Origin of the sequence: Micropruina sp., from assembly GCF_047607385.1 — a bacterium.
Lineage (GTDB): Bacteria > Actinomycetota > Actinomycetes > Propionibacteriales > Propionibacteriaceae > Micropruina.
Genome location: NZ_JASGDE010000188.1, coordinates 1 through 26,441, shown reverse-complemented (window position 1 = coordinate 26,441; position 26,441 = coordinate 1). Strand labels below are relative to the sequence as shown.

General features: G+C 69.2%; 24 protein-coding genes and 1 pseudogene. 13 read left to right on the top strand and 12 right to left on the bottom strand.

The window, feature by feature from the left end:
* Positions 1 to 105: 105 nt before the first annotated feature.
* Together QM582_RS16560 and mptB are read right to left on the bottom strand one after the other, a co-directional pair.
* Positions 106 to 1,047: an enoyl-CoA hydratase/isomerase family protein gene (locus QM582_RS16560; RefSeq protein ID WP_415086240.1), complete on the bottom strand. Its 942-nt coding sequence runs from the start codon at positions 1,045 to 1,047 to the stop codon at positions 106 to 108.
* Positions 1,044 to 2,549, bottom strand: coding sequence for a polyprenol phosphomannose-dependent alpha 1,6 mannosyltransferase MptB (gene mptB, locus QM582_RS16555; RefSeq protein WP_415086238.1), 1,506 nt, complete (start codon positions 2,547 to 2,549; stop codon positions 1,044 to 1,046). Before mptB ends, QM582_RS16560 begins: the two co-directional genes overlap by 4 nt.
* Positions 2,550 to 2,651: 102 nt before the next feature.
* Between mptB and QM582_RS16550 the strand changes: the two genes are divergently transcribed.
* From QM582_RS16550 to QM582_RS16510, 9 genes and pseudogenes are all read left to right on the top strand, one after another.
* Positions 2,652 to 3,071, top strand: a complete 420-nt coding sequence (locus QM582_RS16550) for a hypothetical protein (RefSeq protein ID WP_415086237.1) — start codon at positions 2,652 to 2,654, stop codon at positions 3,069 to 3,071.
* A 368-nt stretch (positions 3,072 to 3,439) separates the two neighbouring features.
* A complete protein-coding gene (locus QM582_RS16545; RefSeq protein WP_415086235.1) occupies positions 3,440 to 5,137 on the top strand; it encodes a nitrite/sulfite reductase in 1,698 nt (565 codons plus the stop codon).
* Positions 5,101 to 5,850: pseudogene (locus tag QM582_RS16540) on the top strand (phosphoadenylyl-sulfate reductase); the annotation flags it as partial. The gene QM582_RS16545 and the pseudogene QM582_RS16540, both read left to right, overlap by 37 nt.
* On the top strand, positions 5,851 to 6,942 hold the full coding sequence (cysD, locus tag QM582_RS16535) for a sulfate adenylyltransferase subunit CysD (protein ID WP_415086242.1): 1,092 nt from the start codon (positions 5,851 to 5,853) through the stop codon (positions 6,940 to 6,942).
* Positions 6,942 to 8,279, top strand: coding sequence for a sulfate adenylyltransferase subunit 1 (locus QM582_RS16530; RefSeq protein WP_415086233.1), 1,338 nt, complete (start codon positions 6,942 to 6,944; stop codon positions 8,277 to 8,279). The genes cysD and QM582_RS16530 overlap by 1 nt, the downstream gene beginning before the upstream one ends.
* A complete protein-coding gene (locus tag QM582_RS16525) occupies positions 8,279 to 8,983 on the top strand; it encodes a sirohydrochlorin chelatase (RefSeq protein ID WP_415086231.1) in 705 nt (234 codons plus the stop codon). The genes QM582_RS16530 and QM582_RS16525 overlap by 1 nt, the downstream gene beginning before the upstream one ends.
* Positions 8,984 to 9,044: 61 nt before the next feature.
* Positions 9,045 to 10,895 carry a 2-oxoacid:acceptor oxidoreductase subunit alpha gene (locus QM582_RS16520; protein WP_415086229.1) on the top strand — a complete coding sequence of 617 codons (1,851 nt, stop codon included), beginning with the start codon at positions 9,045 to 9,047 and terminating at the stop codon, positions 10,893 to 10,895.
* Positions 10,892 to 11,938 (top strand): 2-oxoacid:ferredoxin oxidoreductase subunit beta, encoded by a 1,047-nt coding sequence (locus tag QM582_RS16515; RefSeq protein WP_415086227.1) that lies wholly within the window; start codon positions 10,892 to 10,894, stop codon positions 11,936 to 11,938. Before QM582_RS16520 ends, QM582_RS16515 begins: the two co-directional genes overlap by 4 nt.
* Positions 11,939 to 12,130: 192 nt before the next feature.
* Positions 12,131 to 12,730: a hypothetical protein gene (locus QM582_RS16510; protein WP_415086225.1), complete on the top strand. Its 600-nt coding sequence runs from the start codon at positions 12,131 to 12,133 to the stop codon at positions 12,728 to 12,730.
* Between the two features lie 386 nt (positions 12,731 to 13,116).
* Here the strand turns inward: QM582_RS16510 and QM582_RS16505 are convergent, their stop codons facing one another.
* A complete protein-coding gene (locus tag QM582_RS16505) occupies positions 13,117 to 13,827 on the bottom strand; it encodes a DUF6994 family protein (RefSeq protein ID WP_415086224.1) in 711 nt (236 codons plus the stop codon).
* Positions 13,824 to 14,030: a hypothetical protein gene (locus QM582_RS16500; RefSeq protein WP_415086223.1), complete on the bottom strand. Its 207-nt coding sequence runs from the start codon at positions 14,028 to 14,030 to the stop codon at positions 13,824 to 13,826. Before QM582_RS16500 ends, QM582_RS16505 begins: the two co-directional genes overlap by 4 nt.
* Before the next feature lie 208 nt (positions 14,031 to 14,238).
* Between QM582_RS16500 and QM582_RS16495 the strand changes: the two genes are divergently transcribed.
* Entirely contained in the window at positions 14,239 to 14,436 is a 198-nt protein-coding gene (locus QM582_RS16495) for a HigA family addiction module antitoxin (protein ID WP_415086222.1), read from the top strand.
* A 61-nt stretch (positions 14,437 to 14,497) separates the two neighbouring features.
* Here QM582_RS16495 and QM582_RS16490 read toward each other — a convergent pair whose 3' ends face one another.
* A complete protein-coding gene (locus tag QM582_RS16490) occupies positions 14,498 to 14,887 on the bottom strand; it encodes a hypothetical protein (RefSeq protein ID WP_415086221.1) in 390 nt (129 codons plus the stop codon).
* A gap of 868 nt (positions 14,888 to 15,755) precedes the next feature.
* On the opposite strand from QM582_RS16490, the gene QM582_RS16485 reads away from it, so the two are divergent.
* A complete protein-coding gene (locus tag QM582_RS16485) occupies positions 15,756 to 16,037 on the top strand; it encodes a type II toxin-antitoxin system RelE/ParE family toxin (protein ID WP_415086219.1) in 282 nt (93 codons plus the stop codon).
* Between the two features lie 13 nt (positions 16,038 to 16,050).
* Positions 16,051 to 16,350, top strand: coding sequence for a HigA family addiction module antitoxin (locus QM582_RS16480; protein ID WP_415086218.1), 300 nt, complete (start codon positions 16,051 to 16,053; stop codon positions 16,348 to 16,350).
* 114 nt (positions 16,351 to 16,464) lie between these two features.
* Here the strand turns inward: QM582_RS16480 and QM582_RS16475 are convergent, their stop codons facing one another.
* Entirely contained in the window at positions 16,465 to 17,175 is a 711-nt protein-coding gene (locus tag QM582_RS16475; protein ID WP_415086216.1) for a Fic/DOC family protein, read from the bottom strand.
* A gap of 12 nt (positions 17,176 to 17,187) precedes the next feature.
* Positions 17,188 to 17,397, bottom strand: coding sequence for a hypothetical protein (locus tag QM582_RS16470; protein WP_415086214.1), 210 nt, complete (start codon positions 17,395 to 17,397; stop codon positions 17,188 to 17,190).
* Positions 17,398 to 17,572: 175 nt separating this feature from the next.
* Between QM582_RS16470 and QM582_RS16465 the strand changes: the two genes are divergently transcribed.
* On the top strand, positions 17,573 to 19,489 hold the full coding sequence (locus tag QM582_RS16465) for a M13 family metallopeptidase (RefSeq protein ID WP_415086212.1): 1,917 nt from the start codon (positions 17,573 to 17,575) through the stop codon (positions 19,487 to 19,489).
* Between the two features lie 62 nt (positions 19,490 to 19,551).
* Here QM582_RS16465 and QM582_RS16460 read toward each other — a convergent pair whose 3' ends face one another.
* From QM582_RS16460 to QM582_RS16440, 5 genes are all read right to left on the bottom strand, one after another.
* Complete coding sequence (locus tag QM582_RS16460; RefSeq protein WP_415086210.1) at positions 19,552 to 20,982, bottom strand: amidase; 1,431 nt, start codon at positions 20,980 to 20,982, stop codon at positions 19,552 to 19,554.
* 102 nt (positions 20,983 to 21,084) lie between these two features.
* Positions 21,085 to 22,443, bottom strand: a complete 1,359-nt coding sequence (locus QM582_RS16455; RefSeq protein ID WP_415086208.1) for an NAD(P)/FAD-dependent oxidoreductase — start codon at positions 22,441 to 22,443, stop codon at positions 21,085 to 21,087.
* A 175-nt stretch (positions 22,444 to 22,618) separates the two neighbouring features.
* Positions 22,619 to 23,599: a polyprenyl synthetase family protein gene (locus tag QM582_RS16450; RefSeq protein WP_415086207.1), complete on the bottom strand. Its 981-nt coding sequence runs from the start codon at positions 23,597 to 23,599 to the stop codon at positions 22,619 to 22,621.
* Positions 23,600 to 23,730: 131 nt separating this feature from the next.
* Positions 23,731 to 25,278 carry an NADH-quinone oxidoreductase subunit NuoN gene (gene nuoN / locus QM582_RS16445; RefSeq protein ID WP_415086205.1) on the bottom strand — a complete coding sequence of 516 codons (1,548 nt, stop codon included), beginning with the start codon at positions 25,276 to 25,278 and terminating at the stop codon, positions 23,731 to 23,733.
* On the bottom strand, positions 25,278 to 26,441 hold a 1,164-nt coding region (locus QM582_RS16440), incomplete at its 5' end, for a complex I subunit 4 family protein (RefSeq protein WP_415086203.1). The genes QM582_RS16440 and nuoN, both read right to left, overlap by 1 nt.

The following is a 26,441-nucleotide window of genomic DNA, read 5'->3' as shown; positions in this document are numbered from 1 at the left end:
GCGGCGCTCTTCCGCGACCTCGACTGACCCGGCTCGGCCCACCCAAATCAGTTCTGCCCTCCCGGCGACGGGAGGGCAGAACTTATTTGGGAGGGCCGAGCCGGGTCAGTCGAGGTCGCGGAAGAGCGCCGCCACCTCGGCGGGGTCGACGTCCTCGAGGCGCTCGTGCTGCCAGACCGGGTTGCGGTCCTTGTCCACCACCTGGGCCCGGACGCCTTCGGAGAAGTCCGGACGCAGCACCATCGGCACCGCCAGGGCGTGGTCCTGGCCCAGCACGGCGGCGACGTCGGGCAGGGTGGCGGCCCGGCGGATCGCGGCCAGGCTGACCGCCACGGCGAACGGGCAGCGGCGGCGCAGCAGCGCGGCGGTATCCCGGGCCTCGGACGCCGGATGCTCGGCGAGCCGCCGCACGATCGCCACCGGGTCGTCGCCGGCGTAGCACGCGTCGATCCAGCCGCGCTGGGTCAGCAGTTCGGCGTCCGGCACCTCGCCCTCGGCCCGGTCGGCCAGGCCGATCGCGACGGCGTCCGCCGGCCCGACCCGAAGGCCGGTCAAGGCCAGGTGGGTGCCCAACTCGCCGGGCGCCCGGGACAGCTCGTAGAGCACCCCGACGTCCGGGAACAGCCCGATGATGGTCTCCGGCATGGCCAGCCGGCTATCGGACCGCACCACCCGCTCGGCGCAGTGCGCGGCCAGCCCCATGCCGCCACCCATGGTGATGCCGAACAGGTCGGCGCGGACCGGCTTGGGGTAGTTGGCGATCAGTGCGTCCACCCCGTACTCGACGCTGAAGAAGACCTGGGCGCCGGCCTCGCCGCGCTCGGCCAGGTCGGCCCGCAGCGTCCGGACGTCCGCGCCCGAGCAGAGCCCGCGCTCCCCCACGCCGGTCAGCCGGACCCGCTCGACGGCGTCGTCGTCCAGCCAGTCGATCAGCCGGTCGCCGATCTCGGCGAGCATCGGGAGGGTCAGCGCGTTGATCTGCCGCGGCCGGTTCAAAGTGATCCGGCCGACCCCGTCCGCGACCTCGAAGAGGACCTCCTCGCTCACCTGTGTGCTCCCGTCGTCCGGTGTTCGTCGAAGTAGCGGACCAGCAGCGTGGTGATCAGGGCCAGTCCGGCCAGGCCGAGCGCGATGCCGGTGTCGTTGCGCCAGGCCAGGTTGCCGGCACCGTAGCCGAGCAGCACGCTGGTCACCACCACGGCGACCCGCTGCATCCGGTCCGTGGGCCGGGTCAGCGGCAGCAGCAGTCCGCCCCACAACAGGTACCAGGAGTGCATCGCGGGGCCGAGCAGGGCGACCACCAGGTACGACCAGGACAAGAAGGTGACCGGACGCCGGCGGGCCACGGTCACCGCCAGATAGCTCACGATCACCGCGGACGCCACCACCCCGGCCACCAGCAGGCCACCGGCGATCTGGGTGCCCAGCGCCGAATGGCCGGCCGCCACACAGAGCAGCCGGACGCCCTCGCCGAGCAGCGACAACGGCGCCAGGGTGACCACCCGGCCGGGCACGTCCAGGGCGTTCATCCAGCCGAAGTTGAGCCCGGTCGCCACGGAGATCAGCACGAAGGTGCCCACCGCGATCGCGGACGACAGCGCGGCCCGGGCGATCTTGTTCAGCACGTGCTGGGTGTTCCACTGCCAGGGCAGGCCGATCAGCGCCACCGGATAGGCGGCCAGCAGCGCCGGCTGCTTGATCGCGGCCGCCACCCCGACCACGATCGCCCCCAGCCAGAACCGTTGCGGACGCTGGTGGGTGAGGTAGAGCGCGGCGATGATCAGGCCGATCATCAGCGCGTCGTTGTGCATGCCGCCGACCAGGTCGATGATCAGCAGCGGGTTGATGGTGGAGAACCAGGCGGCGAGCTGGACGTCCACCCGCAGTCGGCCGGCCAGCCGGGGCAGGAAGTAGACGATCAGCACCACGCCGATCAGCGCCGGGATGCGCATCAGCAGTGTGGAGACATAGGGGTCGAGGCCGCCGACGATCACCATCAGGTGCGAGATCTGCAGGCTGAGCGGACCGTAGGGCGCCGGCGTGTAGCGCCAAACCCAGGCGACCTGGTCGGCGAACGCCCCCGGCAGCACGCTGACCGGGGTGTCGTAGGGGTTGAGACCGTTGTGCAGCAGCCAGCCCTGGGCTGCGTAGGAGTAGGCGTCGTGGCTGAAGATCGGCGGCGCCAGCAGCAGCGGCAGGCTCCAGATCAGCCCCACCGCCCAGTGCTTGAAGTCGAGATAGAGCCCGGGCCGCAGCCGGAACCAGGCGTCCACCAGCAGCACCACCGCGGCCACCACCAGCGCGGTGCCGATCACCTTGGCCGGCCAGGTGTCCCAGCCCAGGGCGCGGATCGGCGCCCACCAGGGGCTGTTCTGCGGCAGGTAGGCGGGGGTCAGCGAGCCCACGAAGAGCAGGAAGGTGGCCAGCAGGCCGCGTTTCACCGCCGGCACCCGCCAGGCCGTGGCCAGGTCGGTTCGGTAGCCGGACAGCGCCTCCCGGGTGAGCCAGCGCGGACGCGGGACGGTCGTCGTCCGGCCCCGTCCGCTCACCCGCATTCCTTCGTTCGTCAGTACTGCACGGCTCAGCCTAGCGGGGCTACGTGTGCGCGCCCGCGTACAGCGTGCCCGGGCGGCACTAGCTACGATTCGGCCATGCGAGCACCGGGACGGCCTTTCGTCGACCTGTGCGGACGCCTTCTGCTGGGTGTGATCGGATGGGGGATGCTCCCGATCGGGCTCCTGGGTACATTCATGATGGCACTGGACGAAGACGCCCACTCCCATGACGGCAGCTATGGGCTGACCGTGGCTTGCATCGGCATTGTCGCGCTCGTCGCTGCCGCCATCGGCGGAGCACTGGCCCGATGGGCAATGGGGTGCCTCGGGCTCGCCTTGCCGGTCCAGGCGACCATGATCTTCTTGGATTCGGCCACCCGGCCTGCCGCTCTCGACCGGTTGAGCGCGGTCGTCGTCGCGACGGTTGCTCTGGTCGGAGTCTTGGCTACGGGAACGGCCGCTTTTCAACTCGTCGGCCGCAGACCGCCGCCGACCCCAAGAACTCAGAAGGAATGAGTCTCGCGGCTTCAGACTCATACAGTGCGGATCACCGATATCCCCCGGGGGGAAACGGGGAGGATGGCCACGTCGCGCGAGCCGTCCCTGGCATCCGCGGGCACCGGGAGGCCCGGCCGCCCGCCACGCCTCTCGGCACCCAGACACCCAGCAGCGACGGCAATAAGTAGTACCATTGAGTGACTTCCGGCCAGCTGATGCCGTCGGTCGCCGCTCCGCTGGGTAGTTTCGCCGCATGTTCCGCACCGTCCTGCTCGTGACCCGGCGTCACGTCGACCTGCAGCGTGTGCTGAGCAGCGCGATGTGTTGCGCCTGAGCCGTCCTCCCACGATCCGGGCGACCCGGATCCCCCACCATCAGGAGTTCTCATGAGCACAACTGCGCCCGCCCGGGTCCGGCCTCCTCGCGAAGGCCGCAGCAACGGCCAGTGGCTGGTCGACGGCACCGCGCCGCTCAACCACAACGAAGAGTTCAAGGCCGAGGACAACCCGCTCAACGTGCGGGCCCGGATCGAGCAGATCTACTCCAAGCAGGGTTTCGACTCGATCCCGATCGACGACCTGCACGGCCGGTTCCGCTGGATGGGTCTGTACACCCAGCGCCGCCAGGACATCTCCGGCAGCCGGACGGCCTCGCTCGGCCCCGACGAGCTCTCCGACAAGTACTTCATGCTGCGGGTCCGGATCGACGGCGGCGCGGTCAGCACCGACCAGCTGCGGGTGATCGCCGACATCAGCAGGGAGTTCGCCCGCGACACCGCCGACATCTCCGACCGGCAGAACGTTCAGCTGCACTGGATCCGGGTCGAGGACATGCCCGAGATCTGGCGCCGCCTGGAGAGCGTGGGGCTGATCACCACCGAGGCCTGCGGCGACTGCCCCCGGGTGGTGCTGGGCTCCCCCGTCGCCGGGATCGCCGCCGACGAGATCATCGACCCGACCCCGGTGATCGAGCAGATCGTCCAGCGCTTCATCGGCGACCCGGACATCTCGAACCTGCCGCGCAAATTCAAGACCGCGATCACCGGCCACCCCAGCCTGGACGTGGTGCACGAGATCAACGACATCTCGCTGGTCGGCGTGGTGCACCCCGAACTGGGCCCCGGCTACGACCTGTGGGTCGGCGGCGGGCTGAGCGTCGCGCCGCGGCTAGCCGAACGGCTGGGCACCTTCGTGACCGCCGAGCAGGCGCCCGAGGTGTGGCACGGAGTGGTCCGCATCTTCCGCGACTACGGCTACCGCCGGCTGCGCAACAAGGCCCGGCTGAAGTTCCTGCTCGCCGAGTGGGGCCCGGAGAAGTTCCGCCAGGTACTGCAGGACGAGTACCTGGGCTACGCGTTGCCGGACGGCCCGGCGCCGGCCCCCGCGCCGTACGCCGGCGACCACGTCGGCGTCCATGCCCAGAAGGACGGACGCTTCTACATCGGCTTCGCACCGACGGTGGGCCGGGTCTCCGGCACCATCCTGAAGCAGCTCGCCGACGCGGCCGAGCGGGTCGGTTCGCAGCGGGTGCGGTTCACCCCGCACCAGAAGCTGCTGGTGCTGGACGTCCCCGCCGACGAGGTGGCCGGCCTGGTCACGGAGTTGAAGGACCTCGGCCTGCACGCCGACCCGAGCCCGTTCCGCCGGCACACCATGGCCTGCACCGGCATCCAGTTCTGCAAGCTCGCCTTCGTCGACACCAAGGACACCGCCACCGCCGCCATCGCGGAGCTGGAGACCCGGCTGCACGACGTGAAGCTGGAACTGCCGATCACCCTCAACCTGAACGGCTGCCCGAACTCCTGCGCCCGCATCCAGACCGCGGACATCGGTCTCAAGGGCCAGATCCTGACCGGCGCCGACGGCGAACCGGAGTTCGGCTTCCAGGTGCACCTGGGCGGCGGGCTGGCGTCCGCCGACCGGGAGGACCCGGGCCTGGGCCGCACCGTGCGCGGATTGAAGGTGAGCGCCGACGAGCTGCCCGCCTACGTGGAGCGGGTGGTCCGCCGGTTCGCCGACGACCACGAGGCCGGCGAGACCTTCTCGGCATGGGCGAAACGCAGCGACGACGAGGCCCTGCGGTGACCGCCGCACCGCTGGCGACCAGCCGGCGCAGCACCGCCGAACTGCAGGCCCTGGTGGCCGACGCCCAGGCCCGCTCGGCCGACTGGACCGCCGACGACGTGGCCGCCTGGACCGCTGAGCACTTCGCCGGACGGGTGGCCGTGGCCTGCTCGATGGCCGGCGACACCGTGGTGCCGCACCTGATCGCCCGGCACCTGCCCGGCGTGGACGTGCTGTTCCTGGAGACCGGCTACCACTTCGCCGAGACCGTCGCGACCCGGGACGCCCTGGCCGCCGCCGCACCGGTGCACATCGTCGACGTGTTGCCGAAGCTGACCGTCGTCGAGCAGGACGCCGAATACGGGGCGCGACTGCACGACCGGGACGCCGCCCTGTGCTGCCAGATGCGCAAGGTGGAGCCGATCAACTCCGCCCTGGCCGGCTACGAGGCCTGGGTGACCGGGGTGCGCCGCGAGGACAACGTGCTGCGCGCCAACACCCAGTTCGTGGAGTGGGACGAGGGTCACCAGATGGTGAAGATCAACCCGATCGCGGCCTGGAGCTTCGACGAGCTGCTGGACTACGCCAGCACCCACGCGGTGCCGGTGAACCCGCTGCTCACCCAGGGCTACCCGTCGATCGGGTGCGCGCCGTGCACCCGTCCGGTGGCCCCCGGCGAAGACCCCCGCGCCGGCCGCTGGGCCGGCCTGAACAAGACCGAATGCGGCCTGCACGTGCAGCCGTCCGAGACCGCCGAGATCGTGGAGGCCCCCTTCGTGACCGCACTGCAAAGCCTGAACCTGACCGGGTCGCCGGTTGAGCCGGCCGAAACCGCGTCGTTGCCGGTTGCGCCTGCCGAAACCCAGTCGTCGCCGGTTGAGCCTGCCGAAACCCAGTCCGAGGTCTCGACAAGCTCGACCGACGAAAAGGCCCGGCGGCTGAGCCAGCTGCGCGAGCTGGAGTCCGAGGCGATCCACATCATCCGCGAGACGGTCAGCGAGTTGGAGCGTCCGGTGCTGCTGTTCTCCGGCGGCAAGGACTCGGTGGTGATGCTGCACCTGGCCGCCAAGGCGTTCTGGCCGGCGCCGCTGCCGTTCCCGCTGCTGCACGTCAACACCGGGCACAACTTCGCCGAGGTGCTGGAGTTCCGCGACGCGGTCGCCGAGTCGTTGGGCGCCCGGCTGATCGTGGCCAAGGTGCAGGACTACATCGACGACGGACGCCTGATCGAGCGCTCCGACGGCACCCGCAACCCGCTGCAGACCCAGCCGCTGCTGGACGCCATCGCCGAGGGCCGCTTCGACGCCGTCTTCGGTGGCGGACGCCGCGACGAGGAGAAGGCTCGGGCCAAGGAGCGGGTGGTCAGCCTGCGCGACGAGTTCGGGCAGTGGGATCCGCGCAACCAGCGCCCCGAGCTGTGGAACCTGTACAACCCGCGGCACCGGCCCGGCGAGCACGTCCGAGTGTTCCCGCTGAGCAACTGGACCGAGCTGGACGTCTGGCGCTACATCGAGGCCGAGAACATCGAGCTGCCGGCGCTCTACTACGCGCACGAGCGCGAGGTGTTCCACCGCGACGGCATGTGGCTGGCGGTCGGCGCGTTCTCCCAGCCGAAGCCGTCGGAGCAGGTGGTCACCAAGACCGTCCGGTACCGCACCGTCGGCGACATGCCGTGTACCGGCGCCGTCGAATCGGACGCCGCCGACGTGGCTGCGGTGCTGGCCGAGGTGGCCGCCACCCGGATCACCGAACGCGGCGCCACCCGCGCCGACGACCGGCTCACCGAGGCCGCCATGGAGGACCGCAAGAAAGAGGGCTACTTCTGATGAGCAGCGCAGTTCTGACAAGCACCGATACCACCGGAACGCTGTTGCGGATGGCGACCGCGGGCAGCGTCGACGACGGCAAGTCCACCCTGGTCGGACGGCTGTTGCACGACTCCAAGTCGGTGCTGTCCGATCAGCTGGCCGCCGTCGAGCGGGTCAGCAAGGAGAAGGGCCTCGGCATCGTCGACCTGGCGCTGCTCACCGACGGGCTGCGCGCCGAGCGGGAGCAGGGCATCACCATCGACGTCGCCTACCGCTACTTCGCCACCGCCAAGCGCACCTTCGTGCTGGCCGACTGCCCCGGGCACGTCCAGTACACCCGCAACACGGTGACCGGCTCGTCCACCGCCGACGTGCTGGTGCTGCTGGTCGACGTCCGCAAGGGCGTGCTGGAGCAGACCCGCCGGCACCTCGCCGTGGCCGCCCTGCTGCGGGTGCCGCACCTGGTCTTCGCGGTGAACAAGATCGACCTGGTCGACTTCGACGCCGACCGGTTCACCGCCGTCGCCGCCGAACTGGCCGAGGTGGCCTCCGGGCTGGGCATCTCCGACGTCCGCTGCGTGCCGGTGTCGGCGCTGCTCGGCGACAACATCGTCGAGCGCTCCGAGCAGACCCCCTGGTACGACGGGCCCAGCCTGCTGGAACTGCTCGAGGAGCTGCCGTCCGGCACCGTGGTCGAGGACGAGCCGTTCCGGTTCCCGGTGCAGCTGACCATCCGTCCGCAGGCCGCGGCGCGCGACCCGCAGCACGTCGAGTACCGCGGCTACGCCGGCCAGATCGCCTCCGGCGTGGTGCGGGTCGGCGACGAGGTGAGCGTGCTGCCGTTGGGCCGGACCACCACCGTGGTCGGCATCGACGCCGCCGGCGAAGAGCTGGACGAGGCGTTCGCGCCGATGTCGGTGACGCTGCGGCTGGCCGACGAGGTGGACATCACCCGCGGCGAGCTGATCGCGGCGGCGTCCGACGCCCCGACGCCCACCCAGGACGTCGACGGGCTGGTCTGCTGGCTCTCCGACCGTGCCCTGCGTCCGGGTTCGAAGGTGCTGCTCAAGCACACCACCCGCACCGTGCAGGGCATCGTGAAGGAGATCAAGGGCCGGCTCGACCTGGACACCCTGGCCCCGGTCGAGGCCGACGCGTTGACCCTCAACGACATCGGCCGGGTGAGCATCCGGCTGGCCGCCCCGATCGTCGCCGAGGACTACTCCGATTCGCGGCGCACCGGCGCGTTCCTGCTGGTGGATCCACAGATGGGCAGCACCCTGGCGGCCGGCATGATCCGCTCCGGGCTGAGCGCCGAGGAGTTCGACGCGGCCACCCTGAACTGGTCGATCTGATGGCGTCCTTCGACCCGCCGCTGGTGCTGGCGGTGCACGGCACCCGCTCCGCGCTCGGCACCCGCACCTCGCTGGAGCTGGCCGAGGCGGTCGCCGACGCCAGCGGCGCGGACGTCCGGCTCGGCTGGGTGGACATCCACACCCCGACGCTGACCGACACGCTGCGCGAGTTGGGCGAGGCGATCGTGGTGCCGGCCTTCCTGACCAGCGGCTACCACGTCACCTCCGACATCCCCGCCGCGATCACCGCCGCCGGCGGGCTGGCCACCGCCACCCCGCTGATCGGCGCCGACGTGCTGCCCGCCGTGCTGGACCGGCTGGAGCCGGTCGGCGAGTTCGACGCGGTGGTGCTGGCCGGGGCCGGCTCGCTGCGGCAGCGGGCGGTCGCCGAGGTGCGCGCCGTGACCCGCACCCTGGCCAGGGCCGTGGACCGTCCGGCCCTGGCAGGTTTCGTCACCGCGTCCTCGCCGACCGTCCCCGAGGCGGTGGCGACGTTGCGCGCCGCCGGTCATCGCCGGGTCGCGATCGCGTCCTACCTGCTGGCCCCGGGCCGGTTCAGCGAACAGCTCGAGGACGCCGGCGCGGACGCGGTGAGCGAGCCGATCGGCGTCCACCCGCTGCTGGTGGACGCGATCGTGCGGCGCTGGCGGGCCGCGGTCGCCGAACCTCTGACCGATTCTCGACCGAAAGCCGTGAATGACTGACGTGATCGACAAGCCAGTAAGCTGGCGCGGATTGTCACAACAGAGGGAGGGCGAAACCCGCATGAGCGAGGTTCGCAGCGTCGATCGGGTCGTCATCAGGTTCGCCGGAGACTCCGGGGACGGCATGCAGCTGACCGGCGACCGGTTCACCTCCGACACCGCGCAGCTCGGCAACGACTTCTCCACCCTGCCCAACTTCCCGGCCGAGATCCGGGCGCCGGCCGGCACCGTCGCGGGGGTCTCCAGCTTCCAGGTGCACTTCGCCGACTTCGACATCCGCACCCCCGGCGACCGTCCGGACGTGCTGGTGGCGATGAACCCGGCCGCGCTCAAGGCCAACCTGCACGACCTGCCCCGCGGCGCGGTGATCCTGGCCGACACCGCCGACTTCACCAACCGCAACCTGGCCAAGGTCGGCTACACCGACAACCCGCTCACCGACGGCACCCTGGACGGCTACGAGGTGCACGCCCTCGACCTGACCGGGCTGGCGGTGGCCGCGGTGGCGCCGTTCGGGCTGGGCCGCAAGGACGCCGCGCGCACCAAGAACATGTTCGCGCTGGGCCTGCTGACCTGGCTGTACAGCCGCAGTGAGCAGGGCACCCTCGAATTCCTGGCCCGCAAATTCGCCAGCAAGCCGGCCATCCGGGACGCCAACGTCGCCGCGTTCAAGGCCGGCCACGCCTACGGCGAGACCACCGAGGTGTTCACCGCCCGCTACCAGGTGGCACCGGCGCCCACCCCGGCCGGCACCTACCGGCAGATCACCGGCAACACCGCGCTGGCCTACGGCCTGATCGCCGGCGCCGCCAAGGCCGGGCTACAGCTGTTCCTGGGCGCCTACCCGATCACCCCGGCGTCCGATGTGCTGCACATCCTGTCCCGGGCCAAGGAACATGGTGTGATCACCTTCCAGGCCGAGGACGAGATCGCCGCCGTCGGCGCCGCACTGGGCGCGTCCTACGCGGGCGCGCTCGGCGTGACCAGCACGTCCGGGCCGGGCATGGCGCTGAAGATGGAGACCATCTCGCTGGCGGTGATGCTGGAGCTGCCGCTGGTGATCTGCGACGTGCAGCGCGCCGGGCCGGCGACCGGCATGCCGACCAAGACCGAGCAGGCCGACCTGTTCCAGGCGATCTTCGGACGCCACGGCGAGGCCCCGCTGCCGGTGATCGCCGCGGCGTCCCCCGGCGACTGCTTCGACGCCGCGCTGGAGGCGACCCGGATCGCGCTCACCTACCGGACGCCGGTGATCCTGCTCTCGGACGGCTACCTGGGCAACGGCGCCGAGCCGTGGGCGGTGCCGAACCTGGCCGACCTGCCCGCGATCGACCCGGGTTTCGTCACCGAGCCGCCCGCCGACGGACCGTTCCTGCCCTACAGCCGGGACGCCAAGCTGGCTCGTCCGCTGGCCGTCCCCGGCACGCCGGGGCTGGAGCACCGGATCGGCGGCATCGAGAAGGCCGCCGACACAGGCAACGTCTCCTACGACCCGGACAACCACGAGTACATGGTTCGGCTGCGGCAGGCCAAGGTCGACGGCGTGGCCGCCGACCTGCCGCCGCTGCAGGTGGAGGATCCGAGCGGCGAGGCACGCGTCCTGGTGGTCGGCTGGGGCTCCAGCTACGGCCCGATCTCGGCGGCGGCGCGGCGCGTCCGGCTGAGCGGACGCAACGTCGCCACGGTGCATCTGCGGCATCTGAACCCGCTGCCGTCCGACCTGGGTGACATTCTGCGCGGCTACGACCGGGTGATCGTCCCGGAGATGAACCTGGGTCAGCTGGCGTTCATCCTGCGGGCCAAGTACCTGGTCGACTGCGAAAGCTACTCCCGGGTCCGCGGGCTGCCGATCTCGCTGTCGGAGCTGGCCGAGGACCTGATCACCATCATCGACGGGAAGGACGGACGATGACCTCGACCGCCTCCGGGCTCGCCGGGGTGCCGTTGGCGCTGACCCCGCTGAACCGCAAGGACTTCACCTCCGACCAGGAGGTGCGCTGGTGCCCCGGCTGCGGCGACTACGCCGTGCTGGCCGCCTTCCAGGGCCTGATGCCGCAGCTCGGCATCCGGCGCGAGAACACCGTGATCGTCTCCGGCATCGGCTGCTCGTCGCGGTTCCCGTACTACGTGGACTCCTACGGCATGCACTCCATCCACGGCCGGGCGCCGGCGATCGCCACCGGTGTCGCGGTGTCGCGTCCGGATCTGGCGGTGTGGGTGGTGACCGGTGACGGCGACGCGCTGAGCATCGGCGGAAACCACCTGATCCACGCCCTGCGGCGCAACGTGAACATCACCATCATGCTGTTCAACAACCGCATCTACGGGCTCACCAAGGGCCAGTACTCGCCGACGTCCGAGCTGGGCAAGGTGACCAAGTCGACCCCGGTCGGCTCGGTGGACTACCCGTTCAACCCGCTCTCGCTGGCGCTGGGCGCCGAAGCCGGGTTCGTGGCCCGCACCATCGACTCCGACCGGGCGCACCTGACCGAGGTGCTCACGGCCGCGATCGGCTACCGGGGCGCCTCGCTGGTGGAGATCTACCAGAACTGCCCGATCTTCAACGACGACGCCTTCCTGGAGCTCAAGGGACCCAAGGCGCCGGGCGTGATCCGGCTGGTGCACGGCGAGCCGGTCACCTTCGGCCCGGACGGCGCCAAGTCGGTGATCCGGCGCGGCGACGGCTCGATGGCCGTGGTCGACACCGCCGATGCCGACCCGGCCCAGGTGGTCGTCCACGATGCCCACGCGGCCGATCCGACCGCGGCGTTCGCGCTGTCCCGGCTCACCGACACCGGCGTGCTACAGCAGTCCCCGATCGGGATCTTCCGGTCGGTGGAGCGGCCGACGTTCGACGACGGCGTCCGCGAGCAGGTCCGGATGCCCGAGGCGTCCGAACGGCTGACGGCCCTGCAAGGACTGCTGAACGGTTCGGACACCTGGACGGTGAGCTGACCCTCGGCCTCCACCGTGGTCACCATCTCGACACCGTCACACCCGGGTACCGGCGCGACCTCAGCGGGCGACCTCACCCGACGCCGGCGACCCAAAGCACGGTCTGATCCCTACGCGTTCATGCCTCCGCGACGCCCTGTTGCGGGCGTTTCTCGGCCCGTAGGTGTCAGCACCTGATGGTTGGATGGGCGGATGATTGGTGTGCCGGCACTTCACGCGTGGGTGGATGAGTCCACCCGTAGGCGCGCCAGCGGCACGAGCGTCTATGTGCTTGCAGCCACAATCTGCGGTACTGAGCAGGCAGATGAGGCCCGCCGGAGCGTGCGGGCACTACGCCTCCCGGAACTGAGATTCCTCCACTGGCACGAGGAAGACCGGGGGCGCCGCCTGCAGATCGCCACTGTCATCTCTGGACTCGAGGCCCTGCACACCGTGGTGGTCGGTGCCCCGGTCGAGGCGGCCGGGCCTGAGCGTGCCCGGTCACGGTGCCTGGCTCGGCTGGCGACCGAACTGGCCGGTATCGGCGTAGAGCACATGCTCATCGAGGGGCGCACCGCATTGCAGAACCGACGGGACGTGGCGACAATTACCGATCTGCGCTCCCACGGAGCTGTCCCGAAACCGCTCACCGTGGACTTCGCAGGCAAGAGCGATGACCCGATGCTCTGGATCGCCGACATCGTCGCCGGCGCGGTCGGCGCGTCGCTCACAGGCACCGATGCCGAACCGCTGGATGCCCTCGGCCCCTCCGTCGAGGTGATCCGCATCGGCCTGACCCAGAGAAGGCGTTAGGGCCGCGTCCCGTCGTCCGGCGGGGAGCAGCGACCCTATTCACCCCGCAGCGCGGGGTTACTGCGAACAAGCTTAGCCGATAGTCGCGGCAAGCCACTTGCGAGGGGGCACAGCCGTCCGGCCGTCCCGCCCACCAGCGTTGAACCCTTACCCCAACTCGGCAATCACCTCGTCGCAGTAGCCTGGCCTGCCAGGACGCGACGGGGCGGCCCAACCCTCCCTGAAGCGCACCCCGTCCCGATCTCAGCATCGTGACACGATGCGCACGGTCCGCAACACGACGTCAGGGTTCAAACGCAAGATCGCGGTAGCGGGTCGCTAGCGTGGTGCCACGGGTGGCTGGTACGTGCAGGGCCCTTCGGTCTGTTCTCACCAGCCGGCCATCGCTAGAGGCTGCGGACGGCGTGGGCTATTCGAGTGTTTCGCGCCACGACGAACTCGATCTGACGTCGAAGAAAGAGTCTGTAGTCGGCCGAAGTTTCCGGCATCGGCGGCCCTTCGAAGTCGTGGAACGGAAGGAAGAACTCGACGGCACCCTCGTCGGTGACCAAGTCGTTGAGCAGAAAGAAGTCCACGTACCCACGGAAGTCACCGAACAACTCGAAGAAGGATGCATACCTCGCCAGCACCGGAGCCAATGGGCTTTCCTGGCGTGCGTAATGACGCCGGATCGACTCCAGGGTCAGATCGAAGCGGTCCTTGATCTGATGATGGAATCCACGCGCACCGTTGATCGTCATCTTTCCACCCACCCGGTTGTACGGGAAGATCGTGCGGCCACCGATCGTCAGCCCCTTTCGCCAGAATCGAGCATCCGCGGCAGGGGAGATATTCCTAGTGAACTTGCGACGCAACGTCTCACTTGCATTGACGAGTTGGTCGCTGGCGAGGATGAAATCACCAAGATACGACGAGTGGCGAAGTAGGTAATTTCCACTCTTCGTGAGCGGATGCAAGTCGAACATGCTTCCGTCAGGAAGACGCTTGCTCCACAGTCGTCGGTGATAGGCCTGCAGAGTCGGACTGTGAGTATCGGCATCCCGGCCGGCCGAGTCGGTGAAAGAGTGGCCGGTGTCTATCGCCCCGCCGGGAGTCACTGCGCGCCCCTCCCATGCCGCGTCTCCAACTCAGCCAGACCCTCGGCAATTACCTCGTCCGCGGTCGCTCCGCCAGCCAGGATGCGCCGAGCTGCTTCCATGTCCTCTGCGGTGGGTTCCTCGCCCGCCATCCGCTGGGCAGCAGCGACCGCAGCGAGATGCCGCTCGATCTGCTCGGTCGAGCGATGTTTGCTGATGGCCATAGCGTCCTCTCACTGGTCCGGGACCGGATTGCGCCATGCTACGACGCTCCCTCACTGATCTGGAGCTATCCACCGGCAGGCTCGGCGGTCGCGATCGAGCACAAGCTCTGCGTCGCCCGCCGACGCCAACCTCGATCGACCCTGTCTTGACAAGCTCTGGGTACGGGTCGCGGTACTGTCGCGCTGTGTCGGCGAAGGAGGGCAAACCATGGCAGCTCCAGCACACGAGCCGATCACCCCTGGCGAGATCCTTGCCGACGAGTTCCTCCGCCCCCTGGGGATCAGTCAGTACCGGCTCGCACAGGCAACCCGCCTGAGCCAGACCCACATCGGCCAGATCGTCCGGGGAAAGCGCCGGATTACCCCGGACGCCGGCCTGATGCCCTCGGGTTCTCCGTCGAGGTGATCCCCGTATCGGGCTGACCCAGAGAAGACGTGAGGGCTGTCTCCCGGAGCTGGCCGGCGACCTACGATTTGCCTCTCAGTGAGGTGAGAAGCACAATCGCCACCACTGCGCCCACTACGAAGCAGCCGACATTGAGATGTCCATCGAGGAAGACCGAAGTTATCAACACTGCGAACACGCCGCACGTCGAAACCACCGCCTTGAGGCCCGTCCGGTGCGGCCATCGCATCTCAACCCATCCGATCACGACGGAAAGCAGAACAAGCGACAGCACGCCCATGACTACCGGCATCACTGGTAGCTGAAGAATCATAATCGCCATGGCACCCATGACGACGAAGATCACTAGTCTTATCGCAAGGGCAACACCCACACTCATGTATCTAGAGTTTGGAAACTCCTTCGATGTCATCATCGTTCCCCTCACGATGCCCAAGGCGTTGAGCACCATACCGCTCCCGCTACAAGCGAAGCAACCAGACCTACCACACCTCCGCGGACCGCCGCAGCGCCGACGATCCTGATGATCGCCAAGGCCGGCCTCTTGAAGCGCTTGGCCCTAATGTCCGCCCTTATGCTTCCGTCAAGGATTCCGTATATCGTACCGAAACCGGTGAAGTTCACGACGCACCTGGTCCACTCGGCCGAGCCCGGTGCGTGCTGAGGTGTGACTTGGCCGGGTCGAGACGACGTCGCGGATGGGCCAACACGAGACGAATTGACCGCATTCGCAATGGTCTTCAGATCGCGCAGCGGAATTCTGTCGCGAGCAGCTGCGGCCTCATTGAACACAAGGCCTCCGTCCGGACGCATCTGTAGATACTCCGTGAACAGCCGGTCTAGTTCACTTTCGACTGGAGACATCAGACACTTGTTGCGCCCATATGAGATTCGAGTCGGGGCGGGAAGTGGCTCGAGCTGGGACCGCCATTCCAACCGAAAAGACCGAAGCGACGATTGTCGAGGCCAGCACCTTCCTTCGCCATCCCATAATTCAGCCCCCTTTCCTGGGGGCTCTCATATAGATCGTTCTCCGGCTAGGATACAAGACCACAGCCGAAGCGTCTCGTTACCTTTCGGCTATACATTGCGGCGCGCAGGGCACGGAGCCGAAGGCGATCATCGTCCTCGCCCTCGGCGACATCTTCATGGACGCCCACGACTTCTCGTCGCTCTCCTTGGGTGCTGTCAGCCGCTGCGGGTGGCGAACGATCCTGTTGGTGGCCATGACAACCCTCTGGGACTCCGCGGAGCACCGCGCGTGGCCCCAGCCACAGCCAGCATGGCGCGATACTATCGCCTTCTGATAGTATCATCACGTGATCCAGTCCTTCGCTGACGAGACCACACGCAGGGTCTGGAACCTGGAACGAGCACCCCGGCTGGGTGCCGACGTTCAACGGGCCGCCCACAAGCGACTACAGATGCTCGATGTCGCCCGGACAGTCAACGACCTGCGCGTGCCGCCGGGGAACCGGCTGGAGAAGCTGGTCGGCGACCGAAGCGGGCAGTACGCCATCCGGGTCAACGACCAGTACCGGATCTGCTTCACCTGGACCGACAGCGGACCCATTGACGTCCAGATCGTCGACTATCACTGAAGGAGGGCAAACCATGACAGCACCAGCACACGAGCCGATCACCCCTGGCGAGATCCTTGCCGACGAGTTCCTCCGCCCCCTGGGGATCAGTCAGTACCGGCTCGCACAGGCAACCGGCCTGAGCCAGACCCACATCGGCCAGATCGTCCGGGGAAAGCGCCGGATTACCCCGGATGCCGGCCTGAGGATCGCTCGAGCCCTAGGCGTGAGCGATCGGTACTGGATCGACCTGCAGACGAACTACGACACCCTCATTGCCACCATCGCGCACGCCGAAGAACTGGCCGCGGTGAAGCCGATCGTCGCAGCCTGACCTGTTCGGCCTGGACACGACTACGCCACAAGGGTTCGGGGTTGGCTTTACGTCAGGTCCGCTACATCGTCACCGGCGCGGCGAACCTCGACGGTGGCCCGGGTGTGTGCAGCTTCAGCGCGCTTCCCTGCGCTCGATCGCAGCGACCAGGGCCCGGTCGAGTTCCGGCCGCGTCCAGCTGGGGCGGTCGGCCACGAACCGGTTCGCGCCGCTCCGCAGCGCTCGGGTCGGCGAGGTATCCGATGTGAGCGGCTCCAACGCCGGGTAGAGCAGGGCGTCGATTCCTCGTTCGTCGCTCACGATGGCCACCGTGCGGGCGTATCCGAACAGGTAAGGGTCGACCGTCGTCCAGTCGATCAGCCAACCGGCATGCAGCGCCAGTTGATTGAAGAAGGTGAACTGGGTACGGGTGTTGACGTCGCGGAACGGGTGGATGACGGTCAGTTCGCCCCAGGTCCAGGCCAGTCCGCGAGAGAAGGCGTCGCGGTCACGTCCGCGCAGGTGGTCGGACGTCGCGAGCTCCCCGAAGACCCGGTCGGCCTCGGCGCGGATGAACTCGGGCCGGCAGTGCGCGATGCCGGTGCCACCCGGGCCGGTGTCGGTGGTGCGCAGCCGCCCACCCCAGCTGTAGAAGCCGTCGACGAGTGCCGCATGGATTGCTTGAAGGTGAGCCAGGTCGAAGTCCCCCGCGACCGGGTGCTCAATGAGATCGACCAGCCGCGCCGTCACGTGCGCGACTTCCGCTTCCTTCCAGGCCTCGGCATGGGCGTAGCCAGGTAGGTTCACCAGGACATGACTGCCCCGGTAGGTGTACGGGTCGGCCATCGTCGTCAACCGCTACGGACGGCGAACGATCCCGTACTTCTTGTCGATCTGCTCGAACCGTTCAGCGATGACCTCGTCCGAGGTTGCTTCGCCGGCAAGGATGCGCCGAGCGGCCTCCATGTCCTCGGCGGTGGGTTCCTCGCCCGCCATCCGCTGGGCAGCAGCGACTGCCGCCAGGTGCCGCTCGATCTGCTCGGTCGAGCGATGCTTGGTGATAGCCATGGCGCCTCCCACTGGTCCGGACCGGATTGCGCCATGCTACGACGCTCCCCTGACGGATATTGAGTTATCCACAGGACCAAATGGAACTGGCATCGAACTCAGTTCGCTGAACCGGCACAACCTGCAAGGGCGGTCCCGTCGCACCTTGTCTTGACGGGCCCGTAGGATCACCCGGGTGACCACGTTCGACGTCGATCCGCACATCCGGCCCCAGGACGACCTGTTCCGCCACGTCAACGGACGCTGGCTGGCCGCCACCCCGATCCCCGACGACAAGCCTTCCTACGGCGCCGCGTCGATTCTGCGGGACGCCGCCGAGGAGGCCGTCCGGGAGATCATCACCGGGCTGACCGGGGCGGCGCCCGGCACCGAGGCGGGCAAGGTGCAGGACCTGTACGCGTCCTTCATGAACACCGACGAGATCGAGCGGCGCGGGTTGTCCGGCCTGCAGCCGCTGCTCGCCGAGATCGACGCCATCGACAGCCTGGACGCGTTGCTGGACTATTTCGGACGCAGCATCCGCCGGGGAACCGGGGCGCCGCTCGACCTGGATGTCGACTCCGACCCCGGCGACCCGACCCGGTACGGGCTGTTCGTCAGCCAGTCCGGCCTCGGCCTTCCCGACGAGGAGTACTACCGCGACGAGCGGTTCGCCGACGTGCTGGCCGGCTACCGCGACCACGTCGCCGCGACCCTGTCGCTGGCCGGTCTGGACGCCTCCGAGGCCGACGCCGTCGTGGCGCTGGAGACCGAGATCGCGTCCCGGCACTGGGACAAGGTGCGCACCCGGGACATCCGCCAGATGTACAACCCGACCCGCCCGGAGCCGTTCTCGGCGCGGGTGGACTGGCTGCGGATGCTGCGCGCCGCCGGAGTCGGCGAGCTGGAGCAGCTGATCGACGCCCAGCCGTCCTTCGCGGTCGAGGTGACCGAGCTGCTGGGCAGCGAGCGGCTTCCGGCCTGGCGTGCCTGGGCCCGCTTCCACCTGCTGTCGGCGCTGTCGCCGTACCTGCCGGAGGCGTTCGTGCAGGCCCGGTTCGGCTTCTACGGCACCGTGCTGCACGGCATCCCCACCAACCGCGAGCGCTGGAAGCGCGGCATCACGCTGGTCGAGCGCTGCCTGGGCGAGGCCCTCGGCAAGCTCTACGTGGAGCGGCACTTCTCCCCGGCCGCCAAGCGGCGGATGGATGAGCTGGTGGCGAACCTGATCGAGGCCTACCGGCAGTCGATCGGCGCGCTGGACTGGATGACCGAGGCGACCCGGGCGCAGGCCCTGGACAAGCTGAACAAATTCATCCCCAAGATCGGCTACCCCGACCAGTGGCGCGACTACTCCGGCCTCGACGTGGACGCCGGCGACCTGCTCGGCAACGTGCTGCGCTCGGCCGCCTTCGAAAGCGACTACGAGTGGGCCAAGCTGAACGGTCCGATGAACCGCCACGAGTGGCTGATGCACCCGCAGACGGTGAACGCCTACTACCACCCGCTGCGCAACGAGATCGTCTTCCCGGCGGCCATCCTGCAGCCGCCGTTCTTCGACGAGGACGCCGACGCCGCCGTCAACTACGGCGCGATCGGCGCGGTGATCGGGCACGAGATCGGCCACGGCTTCGACGACCAGGGCTCCACCTGCGACGGCGACGGCAAGCTGCGGGACTGGTGGACGGCCGAGGACCGGGCGGCGTTCGAGGACCGCACCAGGGCGCTGATCGAGCAGTACGACGAGCTCAGCCCGGCCGACACCCCGGGGCATCGGGTGAACGGCAAGCTCACCATCGGCGAGAACATCGGCGACCTGGGCGGGCTGTCGATCGCCTACCAGGCCTGGCGGCTGGCGATCGGGGAAGCCGAGCCCGAGCCGATCGACGGCTTGACCGGCGCCCAGCGGCTGTTCTTCTCCTGGGCCCGGGCCTGGCAGCACAAGGCCCGGCCGGAGGCGCTGATCACCCAGCTGACCAACGATCCGCATGCCCCGGACGAGTTCCGCTGCAACCAGGTGGTGCGCAACATTCCGGCGTTCTACGACGCCTTCGGCGTCACCGGCGACGACCAGCTGTGGCTGCCGCCGGAGCAGCGGGTCAAGATCTGGTAGCGCCCGGCATATCGGCTGATCGTGTCGAATCCAGGTCTCGACAAGCTCGACCAGCGGACCCGTCAGCCAAGCGTCGGGCGTCCCCAGGGCGCCACCGACTCCAGGGCGGCGGCGAGGCCGAGCAGGGTCTCCTCGGCACCGAAGCGGCCGCCGAGCATCACCCCGATCGGCAGCTCCGGCGATTCCGGGCCGTCGACCCGGGCGGTGTGCAGCGGCAGGCTGATCGCCGGGCGTCCGGTCAGGTTGTAGACCGACGTCCAGGGCGTGAACCGGGTCTGGGCGGCGAAATCGCCGGCCGGGTCGGCGTCGTCGCGCAGGCTGCCGACCGGTGCCGGCGGCTGGGCCAGCGTGGGCGTCACCACGATGTCGAAGCCGTCCCACTCCTGCGCCACCTGCTGGGTGAGCAGCTGGATCGCGCCCAACGCCTGGGCGTACTCCAGGGCGGACGCCGCCCGCCCGGTCTCGCGCAGCCAGCGGGTCAGCGGGGTGAGCGCGCTCTCCGCCTCGGGCGGCAGCGGGATGCCCAACGCACCCACCGACCAGACCGACGCGAACGCCTGCCAGCGTTCCGCCGGGAACGGCACCGGGGCGTCGACCACCCGATGCCCCAGACCCTCCAGCAGCAGCCCGGCGCGCGCCACGGCGTCCAGGCAGGCGGCGTGCACCGCGGCGTCGGCGGCGATCACCGGGGTGGTGAGCAGCCCGATGGTCAGCGGCTCGGGCGCACGGTCGCAGGCGGCCAGGTAGCCGTCCAGGGCCACCGGCGCCCAGTAGCTGTCCCCGGGACGTGGCCCGGCCAGCACGTCCAGGGCGAGCGCGGTGTCGCGGACCGTCCGGGACAGCACCCCGTCGGTGCCCAGGCCCGGGCCGGGCGGGCGGTTGCCGGACGAGATCAGCCCCCGGCTCACCTTCAGCCCGACCAGCCCGCAGGCGGACGCCGGGATCCGGATCGAGCCGCCGGCGTCGGAGCCGTGCGCGATCGGCACGATCCCGGCGGCGACCGCGGCCGCCGCTCCCCCGCTCGAGCCGCCGGCGGAGCGGGTCGGATCCCACGGCGTCCGGGCCGGGGCTCCGGTGTCCGGTTCGGTGTAGCAGGGCAGCCCGAACTCGGGCACCGTGGTCTTGCCCACCATGCTGGTGCCGGCCTCGCCGAACCAGCCGACGATCGGGTCGTCGACGGTGGCCCGGTTGCCGCGCAGCGCGGCGCTGCCGGCCTCCCAGGGCAGCCCGGCGACCTGGTTCAGGTCCTTGATCGGGCAGGGCACCCCGGCCAGCGGCAGCCGCTCGCCGGCCGCGATCCGCTGGTCGGTGCGCTCACCGTCCGCGATCGCCCGTTCAGGGGCCAGACAGGTGAACGCCCCATGCCGCGGACCACGCTGTTCGGCCAGCTCCAAAGCGGCGGCCGCCACCTCGACGGCGGACAGCTGCCCGGCGTTGACCTCGCGCGCGATCTCCAGGGCCGACAAGGCGGAATAGGTGGCAGCGTCCAGCATGGCCGCCATCCTGTCATGCCCTGTGCGGACGCGCCCACACCCTGCCGGCGAGCCTCGGCGGCCCCGGCGGACGCCGACTGCGGCGACCGCGGGGCTCCCGGGTCAGTGCTCGATCTTCTTCGGGTCGAGGATGCCGCTGATGGTGGGTTCGAAGGCGGCACCGAGCTGCTTGACGGCGAGGCGTCCGACCAGCTGCTGCTCGGTGGTGACCCGCTCGGAGCGTCCGCTGCCGAGGAAGGTGATCGCCCAGTGCAGCAGCGTGGTGACCCGGTTCTTGAAGCCGACCACGTAGATCAGGTGCAGGCCCAGCCAGGCCAACCAGGCCATGAAGCCGCTCCACTGCACCTTGTCGTTGATCTTGGCGACCGCGCCGAACCGGCTGATCACCGCCATCGAGCCCTTGTCGAAATACTTGAACTTCTCGGTCACCGGGCTGCCGGTCACCTCGCCGATGATCTTCTTCGCGGCGTAGCGTCCGCCCTGGATGGCGACCTGGGCGACACCGGGCAGCCGGTCCAGGCTCATCATGTCGCCGACCACGAACACCTCGGGATGTCCCGGCAGGGTCAGGTCGGGCTCAACCGGCACCCGGCCGGCCCGGTCCACCTCGACCCCGGACTGCTCGGCCAGCGTCTTGCCCAGCGGGCTGGCCTGGACACCGGCCGCCCACACCTTGCAGATCGCCTCGATCCGCTCGGTGGAGCCGTCCTTGTACTTCACGTCGAGGCCGGTGGCGTCCACATTGGTGACCATGCCGTTCAGCTTGATCTCGACGCCGATCCGCTCCAGCTCCTTCTTGGCGGCCGCGGACAGCTTCTCGCCGAACGGCGGCAGCACCACCGGCGCACCGTCCAGCAGCAGCACCCGGCACTCGCGGGTGTCGATGTTGCGGAACGACTCGACCAGCGTCTTGTGGCACAGCTCGACGATCTGGCCGGCCAGCTCCACACCGGTCGGGCCGGCACCGACCACCACGAAGGTCATCAGCGAGCGGCGCTCGGCGGCGTCCTGGCTGAGCTCGGCCATCTCCAGCGCGCCGAAGATGCGCGCCCGCAGCTCCAGGGCGTCGTCGATGGTCTTCATGCCGGGGGCGAAGGTGGCGAAGTGGTCGTTGCCGAAGTACGACTGCCCGGCGCCGGCGGCCACGATCAGATAGTCGTAGCGCAGGATGATCTGCTTGGAGAGCTTCTCGCCGATCACGATCCGGGAGGCCAGATTGATCCGGTCGACCTCACCGAGCAGCACCCGGGCGTTCTTCTGATTGCGCAGGATGTCGCGGGTGGCCGGCGCGATCTCACCGCTGGACAGGATGCCGGTGGCCACCTGGTAGAGCAGCGGCTGGAACAGGTGAGCGGTGGTCTTGCTGATCAGGGTGATGTCGACGTCGGCTTTGGCCAGGGCCTGGGCCGAGAACAGCCCACCGAATCCGGAACCGATGATCACTACGTGAGGACGAGGCATGGTAACTCCAGTGGTAGCTCGGCGCTGCTGTTCGGGTCGAGTCTGCCGCCCGCCGCAGCCTCCCGCAAGCTGGGACGCACCGCGTGGACGCGGTAGTGCGGTTGTGCTAATGCGATCCCCAGGGAAGTCTCTCCAGGGTCCCGCCGACCGGCACCTGGGGCCTGGTTGGCAGGGCCTAGCTGGATCGGGACACGATCTGGTCGCACAACTCGAACAGCGCCTCCCGGGCTGCGGACTCGGGCAGCCGGGAGAGGTGCTCCTTGGCCAGCTGGGCGCGACGGTCCACCTCGGCCCGGGCCCGGGCCAGCGCCGGATGGGCCCGCATCAGCCCGAGCGCCTCGGCGAGCTCGGCGGGATCGTCGAGGCGGCGTCCGATCAGCTCGCGCAGCCGGGCGTCGGCGGGGTCGTCGGAGCCTTTCACCAGCAGCGTCGGCAACGTCCAGACCCCTTCGCGCAGGTCGGTGCCGGGCGTCTTGCCGGTGCTGTCGCTGGCGATGTCGATGATGTCGTCGGAGAGCTGGAAGACCACGCCGATCTCTTCGCCGAAGGCGGCCAGCGCGCGCAGCACCGGTTCGGACGCGCCGCACACCATGCCGCCGAACACCGCCGAGGTGGCGATCAGCGAGCCGGTCTTGTCGGCCACCACCTGCAGGTAGTGCGCCACCGGGTCGTCGGCGGCGGAGGGCCCTTGGGTCTCGGCGATCTGGCCCTGCACCAGGCGGGCGAAGGTGTCGGCCTGCAGCGCCACGTAGTCGACGCCCAGGGTGGCCACGATCGAGGACGCCCGGGCGAACAGGAAGTCTCCGATCATGATCGCCACCGAGTTGTCCCAGCGATGGTTCGCGCTCTCCGCGCCGCGGCGCAGGTCGGCCTCGTCCATCACGTCGTCGTGGTAGAGGCTGGCGACGTGGGTGAGTTCCACCACCATCGCGGCCCGTTCCGCGGCGTCCGCGTCCGCACCCGGGTGCAGTTGGGAGGCCAGCACCACCAGCAGCGGCCGGAACCGCTTGCCGCCGGCGTTGATGATGTGGGTGGCCGCCTCCGTCACGAACGGGGTGTCACCGAAAGCAGATGCCGCCAGCCGATCCTCGATGGAGCTCAACCGGTCTGCGACCGACTGCGCGAACGTGGAGTCGACGCCGATCTCGAGAGTCACACTTCTCCTTGCTCAGACGTTGGGCAGGCAGGGTCAGTTTAGAGGCTCCGTCAGTAGGGCTGTCGAGCCGTTGCCCCGGTGGGAGATCCCGGCACTCGCCGGGATGGCCAGGTGCCGGGACCTTCAGACCGTCAGCGCAGGAAGGTGCCGGCGACCGTGGCCAGGTCGAGGACCGGGCCGGGGAAGACGCCGAGCGCGGCCACGCCGACGGCGGCGACCGCGATCGGCAGCCAGGTGAACGCGCTGGCCTTGCCGACCACCACGCCGTCGGCCGGCTCACCGAAGAACATCACCACGATGATCCGCAGGTAGAACACGGCCGCCACCAGGCTGAGCAGCACCGCGACGATCACCAGCCAGCTGAACCCGCCGCGCCAGGCCGCGGTGAACACCGCCCACTTGCCGATGAAGCCACCGGTCAGCGGGATGCCGGTGAAGCTCAGCATGAACAGCGCGAAGATGCTGGCCAGCAGCGGGTTCTTGCGGCCCAGCCCGGACCAGCTGTCGATGGTGTTGGCCTCACCCGAGGCGTTGCGCACCATGGTGATCACGGCGAAGGCGCCGATGCTGGCCAGGCCGTAGACGACCAGGTAGAACATCGCCGAGGCGACGCTGTCCAGCGGGCTGGTCGGCGAGCCGGTGGACGCCCCGACGACCGCGGTCATGATGAAGCCGGCGTGCGCGATGGAGCTGTAGGCCAGCGTCCGCTTGATGTCGGTCTGGGTCAGGCCCCAGACGGCCCCGATCAGCATGGTGGCCACGATCAGCACCGCCAGCATCGGCTGCCAGGACCAGCGCTCCCCCGCCAGCGCCACGTAGAACACCCGCAGCGTCGCGCCGACGGCGGCCAGCTTGGTGCAGATCGCCATGAAGCCGGTGACCGGGGTGGGGGCGCCCATGTAGACGTCCGGCGTCCAGTTGTGGAACGGCACCACGCCGATCTTGAACAGCAGGCCGATGCCCAGCATGGCCATGCCGGCGATCAGGATGCCGTTGCCCATCGTCGGGTTCTGCACCGCGTCCGCGATCGCGTTGAGGTTGAACGAGCCGGCGTAGCCGTACAGCAGGGCCACCCCGAACAGGAAGAACGCCGAGCTGAACGCGCCCAGCAGGAAGTACTTCAGCGCCGCCTCCTGGGACAGCAGCCGGCGCCGGCGGGCCATGCCGCACATCAGGTACAGCGGCAGCGAGAACACCTCGAGCGCGACGAACATGGTGATCAGGTCGGCCGAGGCCGGGAAGACCATCATGCCGCCGAGCGCGAACAGCGCCAGCGGGAAGACCTCGGTGTGCTCCAGCCGGGCCGCGGACGCCTCCGCCTCGGCGCGGCTGCCCGGCACGGTCGCCACCGAGGCGGCGAAGGCGCTCACCCCGCCGTTCAGCTGACGCTCGGCGAAGACCAGGATCGCGGCCAGCCCGAAGACCAGCAGCGCGCCCCACATGAAGTAGGTCGGGCCGTCCAGCATCATCGAGCCCATCGCGACCGGGCCGCCCAGCCCGGCGCGCCAGTTGGCCACCAGGAAGACCCCCGCCGCCACCGTGCTCGCCACGGTCAGGAAGACTTGCGCGAAGAACCGCTGCGCCTTGGGTACCACGGCCTCCGCCAGGATGCCCAGGATGGCCGCCACCAGCACCAGCAGGACCGGGGCGAGGGCCCGCCACTCGATCACGGCAGTCATCACTTCTCTCCCTTCGCGGCCGCGACCGGATCGGTCAGCTGCATTCGTTCCATCGCCGCCTTGGCGGTGGGCTCGACCAGGCTGACGATCGGTCCGGGCAGGACGCCGAACACGATGATCACCGCGATGATCGGGATCAGCACGCCCCGCTCACCGCCGGACAGGTCCCGGGTGATGTGGCTGGCGGTGGCTTCGGTGACCGGGCCGGTCATCGTCCGCTGGTACATCAGCAGGCCGTAGGTGGCGGCCAGGATGATCCCGGTGGCGGCGATCGCGGCCACCCAGGGGATCCGCGACCAGGTGCCGGCGATCACCAGGAACTCGCTGACGAAGGTGGACATGCCGGGCAGCGAGATCGCCGACAGCACCGCCAGCAGGACCGCGCCGGCCAGCACCGGGGCCACCTTCTCCACGCCGCCGAAGTCGCCGATGTCGGCCGACCCGCGACGCTTGATCAGGAAGCCCACGGTGAGGAACAGCGCCGCGGTGGAGAACCCGTGGTTCACCATGAAGAAGATCGTCCCGTTGATCGACTGGGTGGTGAACACGTAGATGCCCAGCACCATGAAGCCGAAGTGGCTGACCGAGGTGTAGGAGACCAGCCGCAGCAGGTTCCGGCTGGCGATCGCCGCAGCCGCCCCGTAGACGATGGAGATCAGCGCCAGGCCGATCATCACCGGCGCCACCCAGGCGCTGGCCTCCGGGAACAGCCCGATGCAGAACTTGATCATCGCGAAGGTGCCGATCTTGTCCAGGATGCCGACCATCAGCGTGGACGAGCCGGGCGTGGCCTGCTCGGCGGCGAACGGCAGCCAGGTGTGCACCGGCACCATCGGTGCCTTGATCACGAAGGCGACCAGGAAGCCGATCATCAGCCAGCGGGCCGTCTCGGTGGGGATCTGCAGCCCGGCCAGGTCGGCCAGCAGGTAGCTCGGCGTCCCGCCCAGCGACGCGGACGTGGCGAACAGCCCGATCACCGAGGCCAGCAGGATGAACCCGCCGACCAGGTTGAACATCAGGAACTTCAGCGCCGCCGCCCGGCGGTGCTCGCCGCCGAACCCGCCGATCAGGAAGTACATCGGGATCAGCGTGGCCTCGAAGAACACGTAGAACAGCAGCACGTCGTCGGCCAGGAAGGTGAACAGCGCGGTGCCCTCCAGGGC